The organism is Pseudomonas sp. GGS8 (assembly GCF_024168645.1).
In the GTDB taxonomy this organism is placed as follows: Bacteria; Pseudomonadota; Gammaproteobacteria; order Pseudomonadales; family Pseudomonadaceae; genus Aquipseudomonas.
Map to the genome: position 1 here is coordinate 6,541,707 of NZ_JALJWF010000001.1, position 25,291 is coordinate 6,566,997.

General features: G+C 57.4%; 15 protein-coding genes, 2 tRNA genes and 3 rRNA genes. 7 read left to right on the forward strand and 13 right to left on the reverse strand.

The window, feature by feature from the left end:
* From J3D54_RS29500 to J3D54_RS29520, 5 genes are all read right to left on the reverse strand, one after another.
* Positions 1-978: an ABC transporter permease gene (locus J3D54_RS29500; protein ID WP_007940220.1), complete on the reverse strand. Its 978-nt coding sequence runs from the start codon at positions 976-978 to the stop codon at positions 1-3.
* Entirely contained in the window at positions 975-2,528 is a 1,554-nt protein-coding gene (locus tag J3D54_RS29505; protein WP_253426142.1) for a sugar ABC transporter ATP-binding protein, read from the reverse strand. The genes J3D54_RS29500 and J3D54_RS29505 overlap by 4 nt, the downstream gene beginning before the upstream one ends.
* A 56-nt stretch (positions 2,529-2,584) precedes the next feature.
* Positions 2,585-3,541: a sugar ABC transporter substrate-binding protein gene (locus J3D54_RS29510; protein WP_253426145.1), complete on the reverse strand. Its 957-nt coding sequence runs from the start codon at positions 3,539-3,541 to the stop codon at positions 2,585-2,587.
* A 175-nt stretch (positions 3,542-3,716) separates the two neighbouring features.
* Complete coding sequence (locus tag J3D54_RS29515) at positions 3,717-4,169, reverse strand: hypothetical protein (RefSeq protein ID WP_253426147.1); 453 nt, start codon at positions 4,167-4,169, stop codon at positions 3,717-3,719.
* Positions 4,170-4,368: 199 nt separating this feature from the next.
* Positions 4,369-4,527, reverse strand: coding sequence for a hypothetical protein (locus tag J3D54_RS29520; RefSeq protein WP_253426860.1), 159 nt, complete (start codon positions 4,525-4,527; stop codon positions 4,369-4,371).
* On the opposite strand from J3D54_RS29520, the gene J3D54_RS29525 reads away from it, so the two are divergent.
* The 3 genes from J3D54_RS29525 (at position 4,508) to J3D54_RS29535 (ending at position 6,744) form a co-directional block, all read left to right on the forward strand.
* A complete protein-coding gene (locus tag J3D54_RS29525) occupies positions 4,508-5,596 on the forward strand; it encodes an asparaginase (RefSeq protein WP_253426149.1) in 1,089 nt (362 codons plus the stop codon). The genes J3D54_RS29520 and J3D54_RS29525 overlap by 20 nt on opposite strands.
* Positions 5,597-5,759: 163 nt before the next feature.
* Positions 5,760-6,050 carry a DUF1654 domain-containing protein gene (locus J3D54_RS29530; protein ID WP_007940214.1) on the forward strand — a complete coding sequence of 97 codons (291 nt, stop codon included), beginning with the start codon at positions 5,760-5,762 and terminating at the stop codon, positions 6,048-6,050.
* A gap of 4 nt (positions 6,051-6,054) precedes the next feature.
* Entirely contained in the window at positions 6,055-6,744 is a 690-nt protein-coding gene (locus J3D54_RS29535; RefSeq protein ID WP_253426152.1) for an endonuclease, read from the forward strand.
* 100 nt (positions 6,745-6,844) lie between these two features.
* On the opposite strand, the gene J3D54_RS29540 is transcribed toward J3D54_RS29535, so the two are convergent.
* Entirely contained in the window at positions 6,845-8,308 is a 1,464-nt protein-coding gene (locus J3D54_RS29540) for a glyceraldehyde-3-phosphate dehydrogenase (RefSeq protein ID WP_253426155.1), read from the reverse strand.
* Between the two features lie 354 nt (positions 8,309-8,662).
* On the opposite strand from J3D54_RS29540, the gene mfd reads away from it, so the two are divergent.
* Genes mfd through J3D54_RS29555 form a run of 3 tightly spaced genes read left to right on the forward strand, consistent with a single transcriptional unit; the run spans position 8,663 to position 15,406 of the window.
* The gene (gene mfd, locus J3D54_RS29545; protein WP_253426158.1) at positions 8,663-12,112 is read left to right on the forward strand and encodes a transcription-repair coupling factor; all 3,450 of its coding nucleotides are present in this window, start codon (positions 8,663-8,665) and stop codon (positions 12,110-12,112) included.
* A gap of 10 nt (positions 12,113-12,122) precedes the next feature.
* Positions 12,123-12,701 (forward strand): CsiV family protein, encoded by a 579-nt coding sequence (locus J3D54_RS29550; protein ID WP_253426161.1) that lies wholly within the window; start codon positions 12,123-12,125, stop codon positions 12,699-12,701.
* An 11-nt stretch (positions 12,702-12,712) separates the two neighbouring features.
* A complete protein-coding gene (locus J3D54_RS29555; RefSeq protein ID WP_253426164.1) occupies positions 12,713-15,406 on the forward strand; it encodes a DEAD/DEAH box helicase in 2,694 nt (897 codons plus the stop codon).
* Between the two features lie 229 nt (positions 15,407-15,635).
* Here the strand turns inward: J3D54_RS29555 and J3D54_RS29560 are convergent, their stop codons facing one another.
* The gene (locus J3D54_RS29560; RefSeq protein ID WP_253426167.1) at positions 15,636-16,391 is read right to left on the reverse strand and encodes a class II aldolase/adducin family protein; all 756 of its coding nucleotides are present in this window, start codon (positions 16,389-16,391) and stop codon (positions 15,636-15,638) included.
* A 240-nt stretch (positions 16,392-16,631) separates the two neighbouring features.
* Here J3D54_RS29560 and J3D54_RS29565 point away from each other — a divergent pair, with 240 nt between their 5' ends.
* Positions 16,632-17,591 (forward strand): LysR family transcriptional regulator, encoded by a 960-nt coding sequence (locus tag J3D54_RS29565; RefSeq protein ID WP_253426169.1) that lies wholly within the window; start codon positions 16,632-16,634, stop codon positions 17,589-17,591.
* Positions 17,592-17,602: 11 nt separating this feature from the next.
* On the opposite strand, the gene mrdA is transcribed toward J3D54_RS29565, so the two are convergent.
* The 6 genes from mrdA to J3D54_RS29595 form a co-directional block, all read right to left on the reverse strand.
* Entirely contained in the window at positions 17,603-19,495 is a 1,893-nt protein-coding gene (gene mrdA, locus J3D54_RS29570) for a penicillin-binding protein 2 (RefSeq protein ID WP_253426171.1), read from the reverse strand.
* A gap of 241 nt (positions 19,496-19,736) precedes the next feature.
* A 5S ribosomal RNA gene (gene rrf / locus J3D54_RS29575) occupies positions 19,737-19,852 on the reverse strand.
* A gap of 137 nt (positions 19,853-19,989) precedes the next feature.
* Positions 19,990-22,881 (reverse strand): 23S ribosomal RNA (locus J3D54_RS29580).
* A 235-nt stretch (positions 22,882-23,116) separates the two neighbouring features.
* Positions 23,117-23,192 (reverse strand) — tRNA-Ala (locus J3D54_RS29585).
* A 29-nt stretch (positions 23,193-23,221) separates the two neighbouring features.
* Positions 23,222-23,298, reverse strand: a tRNA-Ile gene (locus tag J3D54_RS29590).
* A gap of 82 nt (positions 23,299-23,380) precedes the next feature.
* Positions 23,381-24,919 (reverse strand): 16S ribosomal RNA (locus tag J3D54_RS29595).
* Together the 16S, 23S and 5S rRNA genes with 2 tRNA genes alongside form the textbook arrangement of a ribosomal RNA operon.
* Positions 24,920-25,291 lie beyond the last annotated feature (372 nt).

Below are 25,291 nucleotides of genomic sequence, written 5' to 3' on the forward strand. Positions count from 1 at the left end.
TCAGGTCCGCCGGCTTGCGCGCTGACTGCGATAGGTATCGAGCACCACCGCCACCACGATAACCGCCCCGGTGATGATGCGTTTGGTTGGCTCAGTCGCGCCGATCTGCGCCAGACCAGCTGCCAGTACAGAGATGATCAGCACGCCAAAGAAGGTGCTGATGACCGAACCGCGCCCGCCCATCAGGCTGGTGCCGCCGATCACCACTGCGGCGATCACTTGCAGCTCCAGACCGGAGCCGGCATTCGGGTCCGCCGCTTCCAGACGAGAAATCTGAAACAGCGCAGCGATACCGGCCAGCAATCCCATCAGACTGAAAACCAGAATCTTGTAGGGCTTTGGATTGATCCCCGCCAGACGCACCGCCTCTTCGTTGGTGCCGATACCGATCAGGTAACGACCGAACACCGTACGCGTCAGCACAGCCTGCGCAATAAAGATAATCAGCAAGGCAATGATGAACGATGGCGAGATGCCGAATGCGATCGGGTTGGACAGCCAGGCGAAGGCATCACCGATATAGGCGGTGCGCGAGCCGGTCATTTGATACGCCAGCCCCCGCGCCATCTCCAGCACCCCGAGAGACACGATGAACGACGGAATCCGCCAGGCCACGGTGATCGAGCCCGTGATGGTGCCCGCCAGTGCCGCGGCGCCCATTCCCAGCAATGCTGCCGGCAGCACACTCCAGCCCCAGCCGAGAATCGCCACGCTAACCGTCGACGCCGCCAGCGCCAGCACCGAACCCACCGACAAATCGATGCCGCCGATGATCAATACGAAGGTCATGCCGACCGCCAGCACCATCAGATCGGGAATCTGGTTGGCCAGGGTGCTAAAGGTATCGTAAGACAGGAAATGGCTGCTCAACACAGAGAACAGCGCGACCATCGCCAGCAAGGCACCGGCCAGGCCCAGGTAAGTGCCGAGGCCGTAAAAATTGCCACTACGTTTGCCGACCAGAGTTGCAGTATTCATGGAAGATCCCTAGGCGCTGCTTCATTGAGCAACGCATCACGTTTTTGGTAGCCGGCGAACGCGGCGGCAAGCAACTCATCCTGGGTCCAGCTGTCACGCTCGAAGGTCTCGATCAAACGCCCTGCCGACAGCACACCGATGCGGTCGCAGATCAGCATCAGTTCGCGCAGGTCGCTGGACACCACCACCAGCGCTTTGCCCTGACGGGTCAACTCACCGAGCAATGTATAAATGTCGAACTTGGCGCCGACGTCGATGCCCCGGGTCGGCTCGTCAAACAGCATCACCGTGCAGTCGCGCTCCAGCCAGCGGCCGATCACCACTTTCTGCTGATTGCCGCCGGACAGTTCCGAAACCAGTTGTGTCGGGCTGGAACTGCGAATGCGCATGGCGTCGATTTGACGCTGGGCCAGTGACATCTCGTCACCGTTGTTGACGAAGCCGCCACTGGAAATTACCGGCATATTGCCCAGGGCAATGTTGGCGCTGATCGATTGCGTCAGCAGCAGCCCTTCGCCCTTGCGATCTTCGGTGATCAACGCAATGCCATGACCGACCGCGTCGGCCGGCGAACGAATATTTACCACTTGGGCCGGCGACCCCAGCGCGACGGTGCCGCTGTCGGCTGTATCGGCACCGAAGATCAGGCGCAGCAACTCGGTGCGCCCGGCCCCGATCAAACCGGAGATCCCGAAAATCTCGCCGGCGCGCACTTCGAAGGACACATCGCGAACCTTATCGGAGCGAGTCAGCCCTTTGACCGTCAAGGCCGGAGCACCGATGTTGCGCGGGCCCATGTCGATGTGTTCGCCCAGTTCACGGCCGACCATCAAGGTGACTAGTTGCTCGCTGTTGTAATTGGCCATCGGCTCGACACACACCAGGTTGCCGTCGCGCAATACCGCAATGCGCTGGGCCACCCGCGCCAATTCTTCGAGGCGGTGGGAAATGTAGATAATCGACACGCCGCGCGCCTGCAGGCGGGTGATCTGCTCGAACAGCATTTCGACTTCACGTGCCGTCAGCATCGCGGTCGGTTCGTCGAGGATCAGCACATGGCAATCGCCGATCAAGTTGCGGGCGATCTCCACCATTTGCTGGTGGCCGATACCCAGTTCACCGACCAGGGTGTCCGGGTCGATGGCGTCGAGGCCGACCTGGGCCATAGCCTCGATCGCCGCCCGGCGCAGTTGCTTGCGACTGATCCAGCCGCCGTGGTTGGGCAGATTGTCGAGGAACAGGTTTTCGGCCACCGACAATGTTGGCAACAGATTGAGTTCTTGCATGACCATGCGGATGCCCAGCTCTTCGGCCTGACTGCGGCTGCCGGGGCGGTAATCCTGCCCCTGGAATTGCATCTGGCCGGTGGTCGGCGTGACCAGTCCGCCAATGATTTTCGACAGCGTGCTTTTGCCGGCGCCATTCTCGCCGGTCAGCGCCAGCACTTCGCCGCGCATCAGCGTCAGGTCGATACCGGTCAGGACAGGTTGGGCGTAGGTCTTACCGATACCGCTGACCGAGAGGACAGCGTTCGGGGCGGAAACTGACATAAAAACTCTCCATGTGCTCGCCCCAAGAGGCGAGCACCGTTGTGTCGCCAGAAAGACTACTTGGTAACCAGCTCTACCGGAGTTTCGATGACGCCGTTGGCGCCGCTATCGACTTTCTCGCCTTTGATGATTTTCAGCGCGGTCTCGATGCCGAACACCGCTTGCCGGGCAGCAAACTGGTCGGCGGTGGCCAGGACGCGGCCGTCCTTGAGCATTGGTTTGATCGCATTGATGTTGTCGTAACCGACCACTTGCACCTTGCCGGCCTTGCCCGCGGCACGCACGGCAGAGACCGCGCCGACCGCCATGCTGTCGTTGCCGGCCAGCAGGGCCTTGATGTTCGGGTATTCGCTGAGCATCGATGAGGCCACTTTGCCGCCCTTGTCGATTTCCCAATCGCCGGACTGCAGGGACACGACTTTGATCTGCGCCGCTTCCATCGCATCCTTGAAGCCGGCAGTGCGCTGCTGGGCGTTGGTGGTGGTGGAAACGCCTTCGATGATGCCGACTTCGTCACCGGCCTTCAGTTCCTTGGCCAGGTATTCGCCCACCAGACGCGCGCCCTTGCGGTTGTCCGGGCCTACGAATGGAACGGTGATGTTTTTGCTTTTGACGACAGCCGGGTCCAGCTGGTTATCGATGTTGATCACGGTGATGCCGGCATCGACTGCTTTCTTGATGACCGGGACCATGGCCTTGGAGTCTGCCGGAGCGATGACCAGTGCGTTGACCTTGGACAGGATCATTTGCTCGACGATACGCGTCTGGCCGGCAGTGTCCGTTTCGTCCTTGATGCCGTTGGAGATCAGCTCGAAGTCGCCGGAGTGGTCTTTCTGGTAAGCCTTGGCGCCGTCTTCCATGGTCAGGAAGAACTCGTTGGCCAGTGATTTCATGACCAGCGCGACTTTAGGTTTTTCAGGGGTTTCGGCGAACGCCGAAGAGACAGGCAACGCGGCTGATGCGGCAGCCAACATAGCGACAGCGAGAAGACGTCCAGCGAATGGCAGCTTCATGGGTTCACTCCGATCTTATGATTATTCTTAGCAACGCTTGCGCTGGATCATCAATGGATCAGCCCATCGACGGCGATCGCGCAAACGTTTGCGTAGACCGAACTATGCGAACCCTGTCGAGATTTGTCAACGGCCCGTTCTGTGTCTCGGCTGGCAAAAACCAACCCGTTTTACATCACGCCGTGGTGTTGACCAGACCGCCACCGCTGGAATCCTTGGCCAGCTCCTTGACCAGATTGCCTGTCACTTGCGCAAGCGCAGCACTGGTATCGGCGATTTGCCCCTGGATCGTCATGACTGCGCTGGCCTTGGCTTCCGGAGTCGGATAATTCGCTGCCTGAGCGGCCGCCAGTTGTTGTTGCTGTTCGCGCAGCTGCTGCTGCAGTTCCTGCATGCGCTTGAGCAATACCTGCACCGCAATACTTTGAGTGCTGGCTTTCTCGGATTTGCTTTCGCCCTGAGCCGCCGCACCACCGCCGGTTCTAACTTGGTTGTCGCTACCCTGCTCTTCGCCCAGCGCCTGGGCCGAGGCATCGGATGCTGCTTCACTCAAATCGCTAATGGTCGCTGGGGATTTACCCCCGATCGTGATTGCGCCCGCATTAGCAAAACCGACAGTAAACGACATGTGAACTCCAGAAAGAAAAGATCCCTATAAAGGAGCATCGACCTGCGCGCGGGTTTCTTTAGCACCGATTTTCGATTTTGCAAGACGATTTCCTCCATGGAAATCGGAGGGCCGAACGAAAAAGCTGCACATATTCGGAAACCCGGACGACCGAGCGCGAAAGTGTCGCCAGCCATCAAAACAATATTGATAAAAATCATCATGTTAAGAGATCTTCCTGTTCGGCGTCTGGCTGGTACAGATCCTGCTGTTCTTCTACACCCCCGGCGTTCAGATCTGCTTGGGGCGCTTCTAGATGAACCTGCATCTGCACCGTCTCACTACTAGAGAAAACAATAATGAAATCTGCCTTCAACACTTTTATTCCGGGCGCTTTGGCCCTGCTTATGCTTCTGCCTACAGCCCTTCAGGCAAAAGAAGTCGAAACCCAACAGAAACTGGCGAACGTGGTGATCCTGGCCACCGGCGGCACCATTGCCGGCGCGGGCGCCAGCGCCGCCAACAGCGCCACCTACCAAGCGGCGAAAGTCGGCATCGAACAATTGATCGCAGGGGTTCCGCAACTGAGCCAATTGGCCAACGTTCGCGGCGAACAAGTCATGCAGATCGCGTCCGAGAGCATCACCAACGACAACCTGCTGCAACTGGGTCGCCGCGTGGCTGAACTGGCCGACAGCAAAGACGTCGATGGCATTGTCATCACCCATGGCACAGACACCCTGGAAGAAACCGCTTACTTCCTGAACCTGGTGGAAAAAACCGACAAGCCGATTATCGTCGTCGGTTCCATGCGCCCTGGTACCGCCATGTCGGCCGACGGCATGCTGAACCTGTACAACGCCGTCGCTGTGGCCAGCAGTAAAGACGCGCGCGGCAAAGGCGTATTGGTGACCATGAACGATGAAATCCAGTCGGGTCGCGATGTCAGCAAAATGATCAACATCAAGACCGAGGCGTTCAAAAGCGCCTGGGGCCCATTGGGGATGGTGGTCGAAGGTAAATCCTACTGGTTCCGTCTGCCAGCCAAGCGCCACACCATGGACTCGGAATTCGACATCAAAACCATCAAGAGCCTGCCTGACGTCGAAATTGCCTACTCCTATGGCAATGTCAGCGACACCGCCTACAAAGCCCTGGCTCAATCGGGCGCCAAAGCCATCATCCACGCCGGCACCGGCAATGGCTCGGTATCGTCCCGCGTGGTCCCTGCCTTGCAGGCCTTGCGCAAGGACGGCGTGCAGATCATCCGCTCTTCTCACGTCAATGCCGGCGGTTTCGTCTTGCGTAACGCCGAACAGCCTGACGACAAGTACGACTGGGTTGTTGCTCACGACCTGAACCCGCAAAAAGCCCGCATCCTGGCCATGGTCGCGCTCACCAAGACCAACGACAGCAAAGAGCTGCAACGGATGTTCTGGGAATACTGATTCGCCCTCGCCCGACCCGTTCGCGGTCGGGCACCGCTGTCACCACTCGTCAGCCTTGGCGAGTGGTTCACGACCTCTTCCGATAAAAAATCCCTCCCAGCCCTACACCAAACGGAAAAAACCACTGTCAGAGGATTTTCTTGAATTTTAAGCAGTTGCGAAAATGCCTACAGTTAAATACTGTATGCACGTACAGCTTAATAAGGATAACTCCGTGGCCACTACCTCTGCCTCTCCTGACGCTTACGAACGCCTGGGTATGCGCGTTCAGAAAATCATCAATTCCCCTACCGCCCAGAAAGCCAAAGCTGCACTGATCTTCCGTCTTCCCGACGAACCCGTGGATGAGTGGGAGCGTTTGCTCGAAGAAATCGACGAGAACGACAACGTCACCCTCGCCCATCGCGACGATGGCGGTGTGCAGATTTTCTGGGTTGTGCCGAAGGAAGATTGAGTCAATGAGCGTCCGCTGGCTTGCTTTGCTGTTTCTGCTCATCACCCTTGGCGCCCAGGCTGGCGCCCCACGCACCTTCAACGAAGCCAAGAAAGTCGCCTGGACGTTGTACGCTCCGCAATCCACCGAGTTTTATTGCGGCTGCAAATACACCGGCAACCGTGTGAACCTCGCCGCCTGCGGTTATGTGCCACGCAAAAACGTCAAGCGCGCCTCGCGCATCGAGTGGGAACACATTGTTCCGGCCTGGCAGATCGGCCATCAGCGTCAGTGCTGGCAACAAGGAGGTCGCAAGAACTGCACGCGCTACGACCCGACCTATCAAAAAGCTGAGGCCGACCTGCACAACCTGGTACCCAGCATCGGCGAGGTGAATGGCGATCGGAGCAATTTCAGTTTTGGCTGGCTGCCCGTGCAGTCGGGTCAATATGGCTCGTGTCTGACTCAGATCGACTTCAAGGCGAAGAAGGTCATGCCCCGCCCTTCCATCCGCGGCATGATCGCCCGGACGTATTTCTACATGAGCAAGCAGTACGGCTTGCGCCTGTCGAAACAGGATCGGCAATTGTACGAAGCCTGGAACAAGACCTACCCGGTTCAGGCTTGGGAACGTCAGCGCAACCAGAGCGTGGCGTGCGTGATGGGCCACGGCAACGAGTTTGTCGGGCCCGTAGACATGAAGGCCTGCGGCTAACCGGCTGCCAGGACTTTCTCCCGGCAGATTACGCCCTTGCCGGGCGCACAAACAAAAACGCCCCGACCAAAGTCGGGGCGTTTTCATGTGCAGCTAAGGCTTAGCGCGGGAATGCTGGCGGGTTTACACCGGCCATGTCTTCCATCACGCGAACTACCTGGCAGCTGTAACCGAATTCGTTGTCGTACCAGACGTACAGAACAACGCGGTTGTCGTTGCAGATGGTCGCTTCAGCGTCCACTACGCCTGCGTGGCGCGAGCCCACGAAGTCGGTGGAAACCACTTCCTGCGAGTTGACGAAGTCGATTTGCTTATGCAGATCGGAGTGCAGCGCCATGTAGCGCAGGTACTCGTTCATCTCTTCGCGGGTGGTGGCTTTCTCAAGGTTCAGGTTGAGAATGGCCATCGACACGTTTGGCGTCGGAACGCGAATCGCGTTGCCGGTCAACTTGCCAGCCAGTTCAGGCAGCGCCTTGGCGGCAGCAGTGGCAGCACCGGTCTCGGTGATAACCATGTTCAACGCGGCGCTACGACCACGACGATCGCCTTTGTGGAAGTTGTCGATCAGGTTCTGGTCGTTGGTGTACGAGTGAACCGTTTCAACGTGACCGTTGACGATGCCGAACTTGTCGTTGACAGCTTTCAGCACCGGCACGATGGCGTTGGTGGTGCAGGAAGCGGCAGAAACGATCTTGTCGTCAGCGGTGATTTCACCGTGGTTGATGCCGTGAACGATGTTCTTCAGCTTGCCTTTGCCAGGTGCGGTCAGAACAACGCGGTCGATACCCGGGCAGGCCAGGTGCTGGCCCAGGCCGTCGGCGTCACGCCATACACCGGTGTTGTCCACCAGCAACGCGTTTTTGATGCCGTACTGGGTGTAGTCCACTTCAGTCGGGTTCTTCGCGTAGATAACCTGGATCAGGTTACCGTTGGCGGTGATGGTGTTGTTGGCTTCATCAATGGTGATGGTGCCGTTGAACGAACCGTGCACCGAGTCGCGACGCAGCAGGCTGGCACGTTTGACCAGATCGTTCTCGGCGCCCTTGCGGACAACGATGGCGCGCAGACGCAGGCCGTCGCCACCACCGGTTTTCTCGATCAGGATGCGCGCCAGCAGACGACCGATACGACCGAAGCCGTAAAGAACAACGTCGGTGCCGGTACGGCCGGAACCATTCTGCTTGCCGACCACATCGGCCAGTTCGTCACGGACGAACGCTTCAGCGGTACGGCCATTGCCTTCGGCTTTGAATTTGACAGCCAGCTTACCCAGATCCACCGAAGCAGCGCCGAGCTTGAGCTCGCTCATTGCCTTGAGCAGCGGGAATGTTTCGTGGACGGACAATTCGCTGTCATCGGACTGGCGATGGCGAGCAAAGCGGTGAGCTTTGAGGATCGCGATGACAGACTGGTTGATCAGACTGCGGCCATAGATCGAGCTCACCACGTTGTTATTGCGGTAGAGCTGACCGATAAGCGGAATCATCGCTTCTGCGAGTGCTTCACGGTCGATCCATTCACCAAGACACTGGTCGGGCTTCTGAGTCACGGGAACCTTCCACATGTAGGGGCAGAAAAAAGGGGCTACATTATGCCGCCGAGTGCCTCCCGTAGCAATGCGCGCCTGTCGTACGAGCGGTAACAAAATTCCGTTCAAAAAAATCACGCCCCGCGCCAGCCCAGTAAATACGGGGCTTTCAGCACAGTCAAATTTTCGACGACAACGCCACGGTGTCCGTAACCCTCCGTAACACTGAGCGGTTTTGGCACTACATTTTCAGTATTGAATCGCCAATTTTTGTCATTACCACTACATTTTGCCCAACCTGTGTATATAGACACAGTCTGCAACTGACAGCCGGCACCCGAGACCGCTACAATTACCGACTTTGTCGCAACGCTTGGAGCTCAACCTTCCGTGCCCGTTCTGCGTCTACCGCTTCTCCCTGCCGCGGCAGGTAAACAGCATTGGGGCAACCTGCCCGGTGCCGCCCTGAGCCTGGCCATCGCCGAGGCCGCCAGCGCTGCCAAGCGCTTTACCCTGCTACTGACCGCCGACAGCCAGAGTGCCGAACGGCTGGAACAGGAGCTGAGTTTCTTCGCCCCGGATTTGCCCGTTCTGCACTTCCCCGACTGGGAAACCCTGCCTTACGACCTGTTCTCGCCGCACCAGGACATCATCTCGCAACGCATCGCCAGCCTGTATCGGCTGCCGGAGCTGGTGCACGGTGTGCTGGTGGTGCCGATCACCACCGCCCTGCACCGCCTGGCGCCAACCAAATTCCTGCTCGGCAGCAGCCTGGTGCTGGATGTCGGCCAGAAACTCGATGTCGAGCAGATGCGCACCCGGCTTGAAGCCACCGGTTATCGCTACGTCGATACCGTTTACGAGCATGGCGAATTTACCGTGCGCGGCTCGCTGATCGATCTGTTCCCGATGGGCAGCAAGTTGCCTTATCGCATCGACCTGTTCGACGACGAAATCGAAACCCTGCGCACTTTCGACCCGGAAAACCAGCGCTCTATCGACAAAGTCGACTCGGTCAAGCTGTTACCGGCCAAGGAGTTCCCGCTGCAGAAAGAAGCCGTGACCCGCTTCAAGGCACGGTTTCGCGAGCGCTTCGATGTCGACTTCCGTCGCTGCCCGATCTTTCAGGACTTGAGCAGCGGAATCACCCCGGCGGGTATCGAGTACTACTTGCCGCTGTTCTTCGAGGAAACCTCCACGCTGTTCGATTACCTGCCCCAGGACACGCAAGTGTTTTCCCTGCCGGGCATCGAACAGGCCGCGGAGAATTTCTGGAACGACGTGCGCAACCGCTATGAAGAGCGCCGCGTCGACCCGTCCCGTCCTTTATTGCCACCGGCCGAGTTGTTCCTGCCGGTGGAGGACTGCTTTGCGCGCCTGAAGAACTGGCCCCGTGTGGTGGCCAGTCAACAGGACGTCGAAACCGGTGTCGGCCGCGAGCGTTTCCCGGCTCAGCCGCTGCCGAACCTCGCCATCGAAGCCAAGGCCACTCAGCCGTTGGCGGCGCTGGCCAGTTTCCTCGACGAATTCCCCGGCCGCGTGCTGTTTACCGCCGAGTCCGCAGGCCGTCGTGAAGTGCTGCTGGAATTGCTCGAACGCTTGAAGCTGCGACCGAAAACCGTCGACAGCTGGCCGGACTTTGTCGCCAGCAAAGAGCGCTTGGCGATCACCATTGCGCCGCTCGACGAAGGCCTGTTGCTGGACGACCCAGCCCTGGCACTGGTTGCCGAAAGCCCCCTGTTCGGTCAGCGCGTGATGCAACGCCGTCGCCGCGAGAAACGCGCCGATGGCAACAACGATGCGGTGATCAAAAACCTCACCGAGCTGCGCGAAGGTGCGCCGGTGGTGCACATCGATCACGGTGTCGGCCGCTATCTGGGGCTGACGATCCTGGAAATCGACAGCCAGGCCGCCGAGTTCCTGACCCTCGAATACGCTGAAGGCGCCAAGCTGTACGTGCCGGTGGCCAACCTGCACCTGATTGCTCGCTACACCGGCAGTGACGATGCCCTCGCGCCGCTGCACCGCCTCGGCTCCGAGACCTGGCAGAAAGCCAAGCGCAAAGCCGCCGAACAGGTGCGCGATGTGGCCGCCGAGTTGCTCGACATCTATGCCCGCCGCGCCGCTCGTGAGGGTTATGCCTTCGCTGACCCGAAAGCCGATTACGCGACCTTCAGTGCCGGTTTCCCGTTCGAAGAAACCCCGGACCAGCAGACCACCATCGAAGCAGTGCGCGAAGACATGCTCGCGCCGAAACCGATGGATCGCCTGGTCTGCGGCGACGTCGGTTTCGGCAAGACCGAAGTGGCCATGCGCGCGGCGTTCATCGCGGTGCACGGCGGTCGTCAGGTGGCCATCCTGGTGCCGACCACCCTGCTCGCCCAGCAACACTACAACAGCTTCCGCGACCGCTTTGCCGACTGGCCGGTGACCGTGGAAGTGATGAGCCGCTTCAAGTCGGCCAAGGAAGTGAACGCCGCGGTTGCGGACCTGGCCGAAGGCAAGATCGACATCGTCATCGGCACGCACAAGCTGCTGCAAGACGACGTTAAAATCAAAAACCTGGGGCTGGTGATCATCGACGAGGAGCACCGTTTCGGTGTCCGTCAGAAAGAACAGCTCAAGGCACTGCGCAGTGAAGTCGACATCCTGACGCTGACCGCCACGCCGATTCCGCGCACGCTGAACATGGCGGTGTCGGGCATGCGCGACCTGTCGATCATCGCCACACCGCCGGCCCGTCGCTTGTCGGTGCGCACCTTCGTCATGGAACAGAACAAGAGCACGGTCAAAGAGGCCCTGCTGCGTGAGTTGCTGCGTGGCGGCCAGGTCTACTACCTGCACAATGACGTGAAGACCATCGAGAAATGCGCCGCCGACCTCGCCGAACTGGTGCCGGAAGCGCGGATCGGCATCGGCCACGGGCAGATGCGCGAACGTGAACTCGAACAGGTAATGAGCGACTTCTATCACAAGCGCTTCAACGTGCTGATCGCCTCAACGATCATCGAGACCGGCATCGACGTACCGAGCGCCAACACCATCATCATCGAGCGTGCCGACAAGTTCGGCCTGGCCCAGTTGCACCAGTTGCGCGGCCGGGTCGGTCGCAGTCACCACCAGGCGTATGCTTACCTGCTGACACCGCCGCGCCAGCAAATCACCCCCGATGCGGAAAAGCGCCTGGAAGCGATCGCCAATACCCAGGACCTCGGTGCGGGCTTCGTGCTCGCCACCAACGACCTGGAAATCCGTGGCGCCGGCGAACTGCTGGGCGATGGCCAGAGCGGGCAGATCCAGGCCGTGGGCTTCACGCTGTACATGGAAATGCTCGAGCGCGCGGTGAAGTCGATCCGCAAGGGCGAACAGCCGAACCTCGATCAACCGCTGGGGGGCGGCCCGGAAGTCAATCTGCGTGTACCGGCGTTGATTCCCGAAGACTACCTGCCGGACGTTCATGCTCGACTGATTCTCTACAAACGCATCGCCTCGGCCACCGATGAGGAAGGCCTCAAGGATCTGCAAGTGGAGATGATCGACCGCTTCGGCCTGTTGCCGGAACCGACCAAGAACCTGGTGCGGATCACGGCGCTGAAATTGCAGGCCGAACAGCTGGGCATCAAGAAAGTCGACGGCGGCCCGCAAGGCGGTCGCATCGAGTTCGCGGCACAGACCCCGGTCGACCCGCTGACACTGATCAAACTGATCCAGAGCCAGCCCAAACGCTACAAGTTCGAAGGCGCCACGATGTTCAAATTCCTCGTGCCGATGGAGCGCCCGGAAGAACGCTTTAATACAGTAGAGGCGCTATTCGAGCGCCTCATCCCGACCACTGCTTGAAGGACGCCGCATGCGCCTGTTTCGCTCACTGACCTTGTTGATGACGTTGTTGATGTCGCTGCTCGCCTCGACCGCGTTTGCCGATGATCTGTATCAGGTTGAAATGATTCTGGTACGGCAAAACGCCGTGCCCGCCATCATCAGCCGCGCCGCGCCGGAAGACTGGGCTGCCGGCGCCCAACACATCAGCCCCAACAGCTTTCGCACACCGAGCCTGAATACCGAAGTGGAAAAGCTCACCGCCAGCAACGAATACACGGTATTGCTGCACAAGGCCTGGCAACAGAACCTGGGTGAAGAAACCAGCAAAATTGCGATCAGCGAGGGCAAGGAACAGTTTGGCCAATTCCCGATCGAAGGTACATTGAGCCTGAAACTGGGACGTTTCACCGACGTCGACGCCGACTTCTGGGTCAATAAGATTGACGCCAATGGCATGGTCACCGCCAGCGAACGCCTGAAGCAGGAAAGCCACACCAAGAACGGCTTGCTGAACTTCCTCGACAATGGCCACCTGGGCCTGTTGATCAAGATCACCTCGCTGACCGCCCCTGCGCCTCGGCCAGTCCCCGATGAAATTCCGGACTGATTGAATCCCTTATGTCCTCCGCGACCCTGAGCAAACCCCTGGCAACATCCTGGGTCAGCCGATTCAAGGAACAGAGCCTGGAACGTGGCCGTCGCTACGCACTGGAGAACCGCGTCAGGATCGTCGAAGTCGGCGACGCCACCATCACCGCCAGTTGCGAAGGCTCTGGCGGTAACGTTTACCGTCAGACCATTCGCCTGCGCGAGTCGGCCAAAGGCACCTTGCTGATGATCGACGCCACGTGCACCTGCCCGGTACACAGCAACTGCAAACATTGCGCAGCGGTGTTGCTACAAGTGCAGGAAACCCTCGCGTACCCGGCCGCTGCGAAAGACGCTGAATTGCTGGAAAAACTTCAAGCCGTACTGGAAAACCGTAGCCCGAAAGCGCCGCCGCAAGTGCTGGTGGACAACGTGCAACCGGTGCCGCGCCTGTGGCTGGCGAGCATCGAGTTCAGCGCCTTCGAACCGCGCAACGGCAAAATGCAGCGTTACATTCAGCATCGCGCGGCGCTGTCCTTCAGCTATCTGGACGAATACGTCAGCGGACAGAAGAACGCTGACATCCTGATTCGTCAGGAGACACAGACGCTGCGGATAAAACGTCACCCGGAAGTCGAACAGACCTACAGGGAACAGCTGCGAATTCTCGGTTTCAAAGTCGCCACCCGACAAAGCAAGGCCTTGCCGGAAAGTGCCGGCGAACTCTATGAGATGGTCAACGACAGCGCCTGGCTGACCTTCACCCTCAACGAACTGCCGAAGTTGCGCACCCAGGGTTGGGAGTTGCAGATCGACGAGGATTTCGGTTTCGACCTGACTGCCGTGGACGACTGGTACGCCACCGTCGAGCAGGCACCGGAACGCGATTGGTTCGACCTGGAGCTGGGGATCATCGTCAACGGCGAACGCCTGAGCCTGCTGCCGATCCTATTGAACCTGATGCGCTCCCACACCGAAATCCTCAACCCGGAACGGCTCGCCCGACGTCGCGACGACGAACTGATCCTGGTGAACATTCCGCAACGCCGCAGCACCGACCAGGGCCCGCTGCAGGTCGCCCTGCCCTTCGGCCGGCTGAAACCGGTGCTGGCCACCCTCGGCGAGTTTTATCTGCAAGAGCCCGGCGAAACCACGCTGCGCCTGAGCAAGGCCGACGCCACGCGACTGAACCCGCTGGAAGGCCTGCCGCTGCTCTGGGAAGGTGGCGAGCAGATCCGCACCTTTGCCCAGCGCCTGCGCGACATCAAGGACCACACCGCCGTCGCGCCCGAAGGCCTGAATGCCACCTTGCGCCCGTATCAGCTCGAAGGCCTGAGCTGGATGCAGTCGTTGCGACAACTGGAAGTCGGCGGGATTCTCGCGGACGACATGGGCCTGGGCAAAACCCTACAGACCCTGGCGCACATTCTCAGCGAGAAGAATGCCGGGCGCCTCGACCGGCCGTGCATGGTGGTCATGCCCACCAGCCTGATTCCCAACTGGCTCGACGAAGCGGCGCATTTCACGCCGCAACTCAAAGTGCTGGCGCTGTACGGCGTCAGTCGCAAAAAGCATTTCGACAATCTGGCCGATTACGACCTGATCCTGACCACCTATGCGCTGCTGCCCAAGGACGTCGAACGCCTGGCCGCGCAGCCGTTGCACGTACTGGTACTGGATGAAGCACAGTACATCAAGAATCCCAACAGCAAGGCCGCCCATGCCGCCCGTGAGCTGAATGCTCGCCAGCGCCTGTGCCTGAGTGGCACCCCGCTGGAAAACCACTTGGGCGAGCTGTGGTCGCTGTTCCACTTCCTGCTGCCCGGCTGGCTTGGTGACGTGAAAAGCTTCAACCGCGATTACCGCGTGCCGATAGAAAAGCGTGCCAGTGAAGTACGACTTCAACACCTGAACGGTCGGATCAAACCGTTCCTGCTGCGTCGTACCAAGGAACAGGTGGCCACCGAACTGCCGCCAAAAACCGAGATTGTCCATTGGGTCGAGCTCAACGAAGCCCAGCGCGACGTGTACGAAACCATGCGCCTGGCCATGGACAAAAAAGTCCGCGACGAGATCACCCGCAAAGGCGTGGCGCGCAGCCAGATCATCATTCTTGAGGCACTGCTGAAGCTGCGTCAGGTGTGCTGTGATTTACGCCTGGTCAACGACGCCGCCCTGCCCGCTCGCGGCAGCACCTCGGGCAAACTCGATAGCCTGATGGAAATGCTTGAAGAGCTGTTCGAGGAAGGCCGGCGGATTCTGCTGTTCTCGCAGTTCACCTCAATGTTGTCGCTGATCGAGGACGAACTGAACAAACGTGGTGTGGCGTATGCGATCCTGACCGGCCAGACCCGCGACCGACGCACACCGGTGAAGGAGTTCCAGAGCGGCAAGCGTCAGATTTTTCTGATCAGTTTGAAGGCTGGCGGTGTGGGCCTGAACCTGACCGAAGCCGATACGGTGATTCACTACGACCCTTGGTGGAATCCGGCGACGGAAAATCAGGCGACGGATCGTGCGTACCGCATTGGTCAGGAGAAGCCGGTGTTCGTCTACAAGATGATTGCCAGAGGCACGGTGGAAGAGAAGATTCAGCATTTGCAGAAGGAAAAATCCGATCTGGCCGCAGGCGTGCTGGATGGACGCAAGACCGGGGACTGGAAGTTGCAGAGCGATGATATCGAGGCGTTGTTTGCGCCGCTGCCGGAAAAAATTGATAAGTAGCAGGGATAGTCAGATCGTCATTGCGAGCAGGCTTACCCCCACGGGGTGAGCATCTATCCTGCGGAAACTTGCTCGCGAAAGAGGTCTTCTGAAATCGGACATGTCCTCCTGTAGGAGCGAGCGATGCGGCGACCCGACTTGCCCGCGAAGGCGGTGTGTCAGTCAATGTCGATGTGGAATGTGCTGACGACTTCGCGGGACAGCAAAACCATGGTGTTGATGACAGAATTTACGATAAGTAGGACTCGCGCTGGGACTCGATCAGGGTCAGAGCGGCCTCCCAGGCCAGGTCGATGATGTTGTCCTGTTCATCGCGGTCAAACTGTTCGGCGGTGTGCGCACAGACTTCCGGAGACGGGTAATCCAGCGCCGAACCACCCGCCAGCGCTTTAACCTGTGCCTGACAGGCGCGCTCCAGGAAGTGAATTTCCTGAAACGCCTGCGCCACGCCGGAGCCGCCGACCAACAGGCCGTGATTGCGCAGGATCATCGCCCGGTGCGGCCCCAGATCGGCAATCAAACGCTCACGCTCATCCAGCGACAGCGCAATGCCTTCATAGGTGTGATACGCCAACTTGCCGTAGAACTTCAACGCGTGCTGACTGATCGGCAACAAGCCGTGCTTCTGCGCGGCGACGGCCATGCCGGCGGCGGTGTGGGTATGGATCACACAATTGAGGTCAGGGCGAGCCATGTGGATTGCCGAGTGAATCACAAAGCCTGCGGCATTGACCCGATGACCTTCATAGGCCGGATCGACCACTCGCCCTTCCTGATCGATGCGCACCAGATCCGAGGCACGCATGCGGTCGAAAATCACCCCGTAGCGGTTGATTAGAAAGTGATGCTCAGGCCCTGGAATCCGCAGGGTAATGTGGGTGTCGATCAGGTCGGTCATGCGAAAGTGCGCGACCAGGCGATACAGCGCGGCCAGTTCGCAACGGGCTTGCCATTCAACCGGGCCGATGTGTTCAGGTTTACTCACGAATACACCTCTTTAGCAGCGTGGATGACGACCGGGTTGGCGCGCAGACGGGCCAGACCGCAAACACCGATCAAGGACAGGGCCGACAGCAATGTGAAGAACACCGCCAATGGCAGCCAATGCCCGGCCGGTTACGGCTGCACTCTGTGGCGCTTGTGGGCTTTATCGCTTCCATGCCAGGATTAGTCAATTTTCATATTCTTATCTTTACTATTAGCACTGCTACTAAATGGAAACTTTATGCCCTCCACTTCCAACCCATGGGTCGGTCGCCGCTTTCTGAATGACCGTCTCGACTGGAACCTGCTGCGCACTTATCTGGTGATCAGTCAGGAAGGCAGCATGAGTCGAGCCGCCGCACGACTGCACATCACCCAGTCGGCGGTAAGCCAGGCGTTGAAACGTTTGGAGGAACAGTTGGAGTGTGTGTTGATCGCCCGCAGCGGGCGGCGGTTCGACCTGACGGAAACCGGGGAAGAAGTCCTGCGCATTGCGACAGACATTTACGGCGATATTTCGCGCTTGGGAACGGTGCTGGAGAGTCGGTACGACGACGTAGTGGGCAAGATTCGCATCCTCACGGTCAGCGGCCTGCAGGCACGGCACTACGATGAGTTCCTCGCTGACTTCCATGAAACCCACCCGAAAATCGAGCTGGAAGTCGAAGTGATGGGGAGCTCGAACATCATTAGTTCGTTGCTGCAAAAGACCGCGACCATCGGCGTCGGATTATGCCGTTTACCGCAACCGCGGCTGGAACAGCGAGTGCTGTTTCGCGAGCGCTATGCGTATTTTTGCGGACAGCGTCATCGACTTTTCGGACAAGAGAATCTGACCCTGGAACAGCTTGCTGCAGAGAATTTCGTCAGCTTCACCAGCGATCAGCTCGGCGGCAACCTCTCCCCCCTGACACTGTTTCGCGACCAGCAGGGTTTTACCGGCAAGATCGTTGCGTCATCTACCAGTTTCGAAGAGATTTACCGCTTGATCTGCGCCGGGTTTGGTATTGGGTGTTTGCCGACTCATCTGGTGCGTAGAGACGTCGAGCAAGGTTTGCTCTGGCGTTTACCGCCGGAAGATGGCGTGGTGGATTTCGATATCCAGCTGTTGTGGAATCGCGAGCAAAAGATGAGTCAGGCCGAAACCGTGTTCCTGGAAAGCTTCCAGCACATGCTCAGCATCCGTGAGCCTGTGCTGTGAAGCCTTGATCCTTAGACGTGAGGGTTGCCCGGCGCTTTGCTCGGCGCGGCGTATTGCGGCTTCAGGTGGCCGTCCTGATCGAGTAGCCAGGCATCCATGATCTGCCGCACCACAGGGCCGGCAACGCGACCACCGGCCTCGCCGTTTTCGATCATCACCGAGATGACAATCTTCGGATGTTCAGCCGGGGCGAAACCGACGAACAAGGCATTGTCACGGTTGCGCTCAAGGGTTTTCGCCCGGTTGTAGCGCTCACCCTGCTTGATCGCCACCACTTGCGCGGTACCGCTTTTGCCGGCTATGCGGTACTGGGCCCCCACCGCTGCTGCTCGGGCAATCCCGCGCGCATCATGCATTACCATCTGCATGCCGTGGTTGACCTGCTCCCAGTCACGCGGATCCTTGAGCAGGATGTTCGGCATCGGATGCTCGTCCACCGGTGCGACACCGTCCACGGTCTTGGCCAGGTGCGGACGATTCCACACGCCCTTGTTGGCAATCAGCGCGGTGGCCTGGGCCAGTTGCAGTGGGGTGACCTGCATGTAGCCTTGGCCGATGCCGAGGATCACGGTCTCGCCGGGGAACCATGCCTGTCGCCGCGTGGCGCGCTTCCAGGCCTGAGACGGCATCAACCCGGGAGACTCTTCGAACATGTCCAACGAGACCTTCTCGCCAAGGCCGAACATCGCCATGTAGTCGTGCAGACGGTCGATGCCCAGCTTGTGGGCCAGATCGTAGAAGTAGGTGTCGTTGGAGCGCATGATCGCCGCGTCCATGTCTACCCAGCCATCGCCGCTATGGTTCCAGTTACGATACTTATGATCGAAATCCGGTAACTGGTAATAGCCCGGATCGAAGACGCGGGTCTGCGGGGTGACCACCCCGGCGTCGAGGCCTGCGATCGCCACTTCCGGCTTGATGGTCGAGCCTGGTGCGTAGAGCCCGCGCAGCACGCGGTTGAACAGCGGCCGGTCGATGGAGTCGTGCAGCGCCGCGTACTCCTTGAAGCTGATGCCCGTCACGAACAGGTTCGGGTCAAAACTTGGCTTGCTGACCATGGCCAATACTTCGCCGGTCGATGGATCGAGAGCGACCACCGAGCCACGACGATCGCCCAACGCCTCCTCGGCGGCTTCCTGAAGTTTGACGTCGAGGCTCAGGACGATGTTTTTGCCTGGGACCGGATCGGTGTGCTTGAGCACTCGCAGCACCCGCCCCTGGGCATTGGTTTCGACTTCTTCGTAACCCACATGGCCGTGTAATTCTGATTCGTAGAATTTCTCGATACCGGTCTTGCCGATGGATTGGGTACCACGGTACTCGATCGTGTCCAGGGCTTTGGATTCTTTTTCGTTAATGCGACCCACGTAGCCGATCGAATGGGCAAAGTGAGCGCCCATGGGGTAGTGGCGAACGAACTGCGGCTCTACATCGATTCCGGGCAGACGGAACTCGTTGACCGCGAGTACGGCTATCTGTTCTTCGTTGAGCTCGTAGAACAGCGTGACCGGGACGAAGGGGTGCCTGGCCTGCTTCATCGCCTTGTCGAACAGCGTACGGTCCTCGGTCGGCAGGTGCAGGAGGCTGACCACTTCATCCAGCTCGCTTTTGACATCGGAAGCGCGTTCGCGGGTGATGGTCAGGTTGAAACTGGGCCGGTTGTCTGCCAGGACTACGCCATTGCGGTCGTAGATCAGCCCGCGAGTTGGAGTGATCGGCAGGACATGGACGCGGTTGTTTTCGGAGATCGTCGAGTGATAGTCGAACTCGACGACCTGCAGGACGTACATGCGTACCACCAGCGCGCAAGTAATGGCGGCGACGAATAAGGCGCAGGCCATCAGTCTTTTATTGACCAAGCGCGTCTCTTTTTCGTGGTCCTTGATCGGTATCGGTTCGGGCATTTCTGCAGCAACTCTTTGACTATAAACGGGAGTACCGATCCATAGGCTTGCAATCAGTCCGTTGAAACGAGCTGCACCATACCAAAAACGGCGTGGTTTTTTGCGCGCTCTGCCGAAGTTTCACGAACGATGCGACCGATACCAGGGATGGCCATCGGCTAGCCCTCAATTGCCAAAGCACTTTCCTGCGGACAAAACAAAACCCCTACCTGCGTACGCAGATAGGGGTTTCGGAATTTAATCTTGACGATGACCTACTCTCACATGGGGAAACCCCACACTACCATCGGCGATGCATCGTTTCACTTCTGAGTTCGGGATGGGATCAGGTGGTTCCAATGCTCTATGGTCGTCAAGAAATTCGGGTACCGAACCGTCTTTCGACGCTTCAGCAAATTGGGTATGCGATAGTTTGTGTGTTGTGCGAACTTTCGGTTCATTGCGTCTTCACACACCGCAATCTGGCCTTTCGACTCAAATTGCTTGGGTGTTATATGGTCAAGCCTCACGGGCAATTAGTATTGGTTAGCTCAACGCCTCACAGCGCTTACACACCCAACCTATCAACGTCGTAGTCTTCGACGGCCCTTCAGGGGACTCAAGGTCCCAGTGAGATCTCATCTTGAGGCTAGTTTCCCGCTTAGATGCTTTCAGCGGTTATCTATTCCGAACATAGCTACCCGGCAATGCCACTGGCGTGACAACCGGAACACCAGAGGTTCGTCCACTCCGGTCCTCTCGTACTAGGAGCAGCCCCTCTCAAATCTCAAACGTCCACGGCAGATAGGGACCGAACTGTCTCACGACGTTCTAAACCCAGCTCGCGTACCACTTTAAATGGCGAACAGCCATACCCTTGGGACCGGCTTCAGCCCCAGGATGTGATGAGCCGACATCGAGGTGCCAAACACCGCCGTCGATATGAACTCTTGGGCGGTATCAGCCTGTTATCCCCGGAGTACCTTTTATCCGTTGAGCGATGGCCCTTCCATACAGAACCACCGGATCACTAAGACCTACTTTCGTACCTGCTCGACGTGTCTGTCTCGCAGTCAAGCGCGCTTTTGCCTTTATACTCTACGACCGATTTCCGACCGGTCTGAGCGCACCTTCGTACTCCTCCGTTACTCTTTAGGAGGAGACCGCCCCAGTCAAACTACCCACCATACACTGTCCTCGATCCGGATAACGGACCTGAGTTAGAACCTCAAAGTTGCCAGGGTGGTATTTCAAGGATGGCTCCACGCGAACTGGCGTCCACGCTTCAAAGCCTCCCACCTATCCTACACAAGCAAATTCAAAGTCCAGTGCAAAGCTATAGTAAAGGTTCACGGGGTCTTTCCGTCTAGCCGCGGATACACTGCATCTTCACAGCGATTTCAATTTCACTGAGTCTCGGGTGGAGACAGCGCCGCCATCGTTACGCCATTCGTGCAGGTCGGAACTTACCCGACAAGGAATTTCGCTACCTTAGGACCGTTATAGTTACGGCCGCCGTTTACCGGGGCTTCGATCAAGAGCTTCGCGTTAGCTAACCCCATCAATTAACCTTCCGGCACCGGGCAGGCGTCACACCCTATACGTCCACTTTCGTGTTTGCAGAGTGCTGTGTTTTTAATAAACAGTCGCAGCGGCCTGGTATCTTCGACCGGCGTGGGCTTACGCAGTAAATGCTTCACCCTCACCGGCGCACCTTCTCCCGAAGTTACGGTGCCATTTTGCCTAGTTCCTTCACCCGAGTTCTCTCAAGCGCCTTGGTATTCTCTACCCAACCACCTGTGTCGGTTTGGGGTACGGTTCCTGGTTACCTGAAGCTTAGAAGCTTTTCTTGGAAGCATGGCATCAACCACTTCGTGTTCTAAAAGAACACTCGTCATCAGCTCTCGGCCTTAGAATCCCGGATTTACCTAAGATTCCAGCCTACCACCTTAAACTTGGACAACCAACGCCAAGCTGGCCTAGCCTTCTCCGTCCCTCCATCGCAATAACCAGAAGTACAGGAATATTAACCTGTTTTCCATCGACTACGCTTTTCAGCCTCGCCTTAGGGACCGACTAACCCTGCGTCGATTAACGTTGCGCAGGAAACCTTGGTCTTTCGGCGTGGGTGTTTTTCACACCCATTGTCGTTACTCATGTCAGCATTCGCACTTCTGATACCTCCAGCAAGCTTCTCAACTCACCTTCACAGGCTTACAGAACGCTCCTCTACCGCATCACCTAAGTGATACCCGTAGCTTCGGTGTATGGTTTGAGCCCCGTTACATCTTCCGCGCAGGCCGACTCGACTAGTGAGCTATTACGCTTTCTTTAAAGGGTGGCTGCTTCTAAGCCAACCTCCTAGCTGTCTAAGCCTTCCCACATCGTTTCCCACTTAACCATAACTTTGGGACCTTAGCTGACGGTCTGGGTTGTTTCCCTTTTCACGACGGACGTTAGCACCCGCCGTGTGTCTCCCATGCTCGGCACTTGTAGGTATTCGGAGTTTGCATCGGTTTGGTAAGTCGGGATGACCCCCTAGCCGAAACAGTGCTCTACCCCCTACAGTGATACATGAGGCGCTACCTAAATAGCTTTCGAGGAGAACCAGCTATCTCCGAGCTTGATTAGCCTTTCACTCCGATCCACAGGTCATCCGCTAACTTTTCAACGGTAGTCGGTTCGGTCCTCCAGTCAGTGTTACCTAACCTTCAACCTGCCCATGGATAGATCGCCCGGTTTCGGGTCTATTCCCAGCGACTAGACGCCCTATTAAGACTCGCTTTCGCTACGCCTCCCCTATTCGGTTAAGCTCGCCACTGAAAATAAGTCGCTGACCCATTATACAAAAGGTACGCAGTCACCCAACAAAGTGGGCTCCCACTGCTTGTACGCATACGGTTTCAGGATCTATTTCACTCCCCTCTCCGGGGTTCTTTTCGCCTTTCCCTCACGGTACTAGTTCACTATCGGTCAGTCAGTAGTATTTAGCCTTGGAGGATGGTCCCCCCATATTCAGACAAAGTTTCTCGTGCTCCGTCCTACTCGATTTCATGGCCAAGAGATTTTCGCGTACAGGGCTATCACCCACTATGGCCGCACTTTCCAGAGCGTTCCGCTAATCTCAAAGCCACTTAAGGGCTAGTCCCCGTTCGCTCGCCACTACTAAGGGAATCTCGGTTGATTTCTTTTCCTCAGGGTACTTAGATGTTTCAGTTCCCCTGGTTCGCCTCTTGCACCTATGTATTCAGTACAAGATAACCATCTTATGATGGCTGGGTTCCCCCATTCAGACATCTCCGGATCAAAGTCTGTTTGCCGACTCCCCGAAGCTTTTCGCAGGCTACCACGTCTTTCATCGCCTCTGACTGCCAAGGCATCCACCGTATGCGCTTCTTCACTTGACCATATAACCCCAAGCAATCTGGTTATACTGTGAAGACGACATTCGCCGAAAATTCGCGATTAAACTCACAAATTTTACCTTAGCCTGAATAAACACCAGTGAAAGTGCTATCCAGTCTATCTTTCTATCACATACCCAAATTTTTAAAGAACGATCTAGCCAAAGACTAGAAATCAACATTCACCATCATCACAATGGAATGCTCATTTCTAAGCTTTCAACAACAGAAGCAGTAGTGGTGGAGCCAAACGGGATCGAACCGTTGACCTCCTGCGTGCAAGGCAGGCGCTCTCCCAGCTGAGCTATGGCCCCGTATTTCTACAGGTTTTCCCACACAAAATTGGTGGGTCTGGGCAGATTCGAACTGCCGACCTCACCCTTATCAGGGGTGCGCTCTAACCAACTGAGCTACAGACCCAATTTCGGGCTGCTTCTTATCGTCTTCTTCAATGAATCAAGCAATTCGTGTGGGAACTTATGGAGCAGCTGATGTCGTCGATTAAGGAGGTGATCCAGCCGCAGGTTCCCCTACGGCTACCTTGTTACGACTTCACCCCAGTCATGAATCACACCGTGGTAACCGTCCCCCCGAAGGTTAGACTAGCTACTTCTGGTGCAACCCACTCCCATGGTGTGACGGGCGGTGTGTACAAGGCCCGGGAACGTATTCACCGCGACATTCTGATTCGCGATTACTAGCGATTCCGACTTCACGCAGTCGAGTTGCAGACTGCGATCCGGACTACGATCGGTTTTGTGGGATTAGCTCCACCTCGCGGCTTGGCAACCCTCTGTACCGACCATTGTAGCACGTGTGTAGCCCAGGCCGTAAGGGCCATGATGACTTGACGTCATCCCCACCTTCCTCCGGTTTGTCACCGGCAGTCTCCTTAGAGTGCCCACCATTACGTGCTGGTAACTAAGGACAAGGGTTGCGCTCGTTACGGGACTTAACCCAACATCTCACGACACGAGCTGACGACAGCCATGCAGCACCTGTCTCAATGTTCCCGAAGGCACCAATCCATCTCTGGAAAGTTCATTGGATGTCAAGGCCTGGTAAGGTTCTTCGCGTTGCTTCGAATTAAACCACATGCTCCACCGCTTGTGCGGGCCCCCGTCAATTCATTTGAGTTTTAACCTTGCGGCCGTACTCCCCAGGCGGTCAACTTAATGCGTTAGCTGCGCCACTAAGAGCTCAAGGCTCCCAACGGCTAGTTGACATCGTTTACGGCGTGGACTACCAGGGTATCTAATCCTGTTTGCTCCCCACGCTTTCGCACCTCAGTGTCAGTATCAGTCCAGGTGGTCGCCTTCGCCACTGGTGTTCCTTCCTATATCTACGCATTTCACCGCTACACAGGAAATTCCACCACCCTCTACCATACTCTAGCTCGACAGTTTTGAATGCAGTTCCCAGGTTGAGCCCGGGGATTTCACATCCAACTTAACGAACCACCTACGCGCGCTTTACGCCCAGTAATTCCGATTAACGCTTGCACCCTCTGTATTACCGCGGCTGCTGGCACAGAGTTAGCCGGTGCTTATTCTGTCGGTAACGTCAAAACAATTACGTATTAGGTAACTGCCCTTCCTCCCAACTTAAAGTGCTTTACAATCCGAAGACCTTCTTCACACACGCGGCATGGCTGGATCAGGCTTTCGCCCATTGTCCAATATTCCCCACTGCTGCCTCCCGTAGGAGTCTGGACCGTGTCTCAGTTCCAGTGTGACTGATCATCCTCTCAGACCAGTTACGGATCGTCGCCTTGGTGAGCCATTACCTCACCAACTAGCTAATCCGACCTAGGCTCATCTGATAGCGCAAGGCCCGAAGGTCCCCTGCTTTCTCCCGTAGGACGTATGCGGTATTAGCGTTCGTTTCCGAACGTTATCCCCCACTACCAGGCAGATTCCTAGGCATTACTCACCCGTCCGCCGCTCGCCACCAGGTACAAGTACCCGTGCTGCCGCTCGACTTGCATGTGTTAGGCCTGCCGCCAGCGTTCAATCTGAGCCATGATCAAACTCTTCAGTTCAAACATCTTTGGGTTTTTAAGAAACCCTAAACTTGGCTCAGCAATCGTTGGTTACATCTTTGATTTCTCGCGAAGTAACTTGTGATGCTGATAATCTTGTTGACTATCAGTCTGACCCCACAAGCACCCACACGAATTGCTTGATTCAGTTGTTAAAGAGCGGTTGGTTAAGATCTTTCGTCTCAACCGAGGCGCGCATTCTACAGCAGCCTCTGTTACTGTCAAGCGGTTATTTTCAGAAGTTTTCAAAGCTTCCCGTAAGAAACATCAGCAACTTCAACCACTTGCGCTTCCGATCTCTCGTTAGCGGGAGGCGAATTCTACAGCGTTAGTCGCTGCTGTCAACACCTCTTTTTCTCCGCTTTCGACCGA

What these genes read in the sequence shown, in the direction of transcription:
- J3D54_RS29500 (WP_007940220.1), bottom strand. Translation starts at nt 978, where the DNA reads ATGAATACTGCAACTCTGGTCGGCAAACGTAGTGGCAATTTTTACGGC.
- J3D54_RS29505 (WP_253426142.1), bottom strand. Translation starts at nt 2,528, where the DNA reads ATGTCAGTTTCCGCCCCGAACGCTGTCCTCTCGGTCAGCGGTATCGGT.
- J3D54_RS29510 (WP_253426145.1), bottom strand. Translation starts at nt 3,541, where the DNA reads ATGAAGCTGCCATTCGCTGGACGTCTTCTCGCTGTCGCTATGTTGGCT.
- J3D54_RS29515 (WP_253426147.1), bottom strand. Translation starts at nt 4,169, where the DNA reads ATGTCGTTTACTGTCGGTTTTGCTAATGCGGGCGCAATCACGATCGGG.
- J3D54_RS29525 (WP_253426149.1), top strand. Translation starts at nt 4,508, where the DNA reads ATGAAATCTGCCTTCAACACTTTTATTCCGGGCGCTTTGGCCCTGCTT.
- J3D54_RS29530 (WP_007940214.1), top strand. Translation starts at nt 5,760, where the DNA reads ATGCCTACAGTTAAATACTGTATGCACGTACAGCTTAATAAGGATAAC.
- J3D54_RS29535 (WP_253426152.1), top strand. Translation starts at nt 6,055, where the DNA reads ATGAGCGTCCGCTGGCTTGCTTTGCTGTTTCTGCTCATCACCCTTGGC.
- J3D54_RS29540 (WP_253426155.1), bottom strand. Translation starts at nt 8,308, where the DNA reads ATGTGGAAGGTTCCCGTGACTCAGAAGCCCGACCAGTGTCTTGGTGAA.
- J3D54_RS29550 (WP_253426161.1), top strand. Translation starts at nt 12,123, where the DNA reads ATGCGCCTGTTTCGCTCACTGACCTTGTTGATGACGTTGTTGATGTCG.
- J3D54_RS29555 (WP_253426164.1), top strand. Translation starts at nt 12,713, where the DNA reads ATGTCCTCCGCGACCCTGAGCAAACCCCTGGCAACATCCTGGGTCAGC.
- J3D54_RS29565 (WP_253426169.1), top strand. Translation starts at nt 16,632, where the DNA reads ATGCCCTCCACTTCCAACCCATGGGTCGGTCGCCGCTTTCTGAATGAC.
- mrdA (WP_253426171.1), bottom strand. Translation starts at nt 19,495, where the DNA reads ATGCCCGAACCGATACCGATCAAGGACCACGAAAAAGAGACGCGCTTG.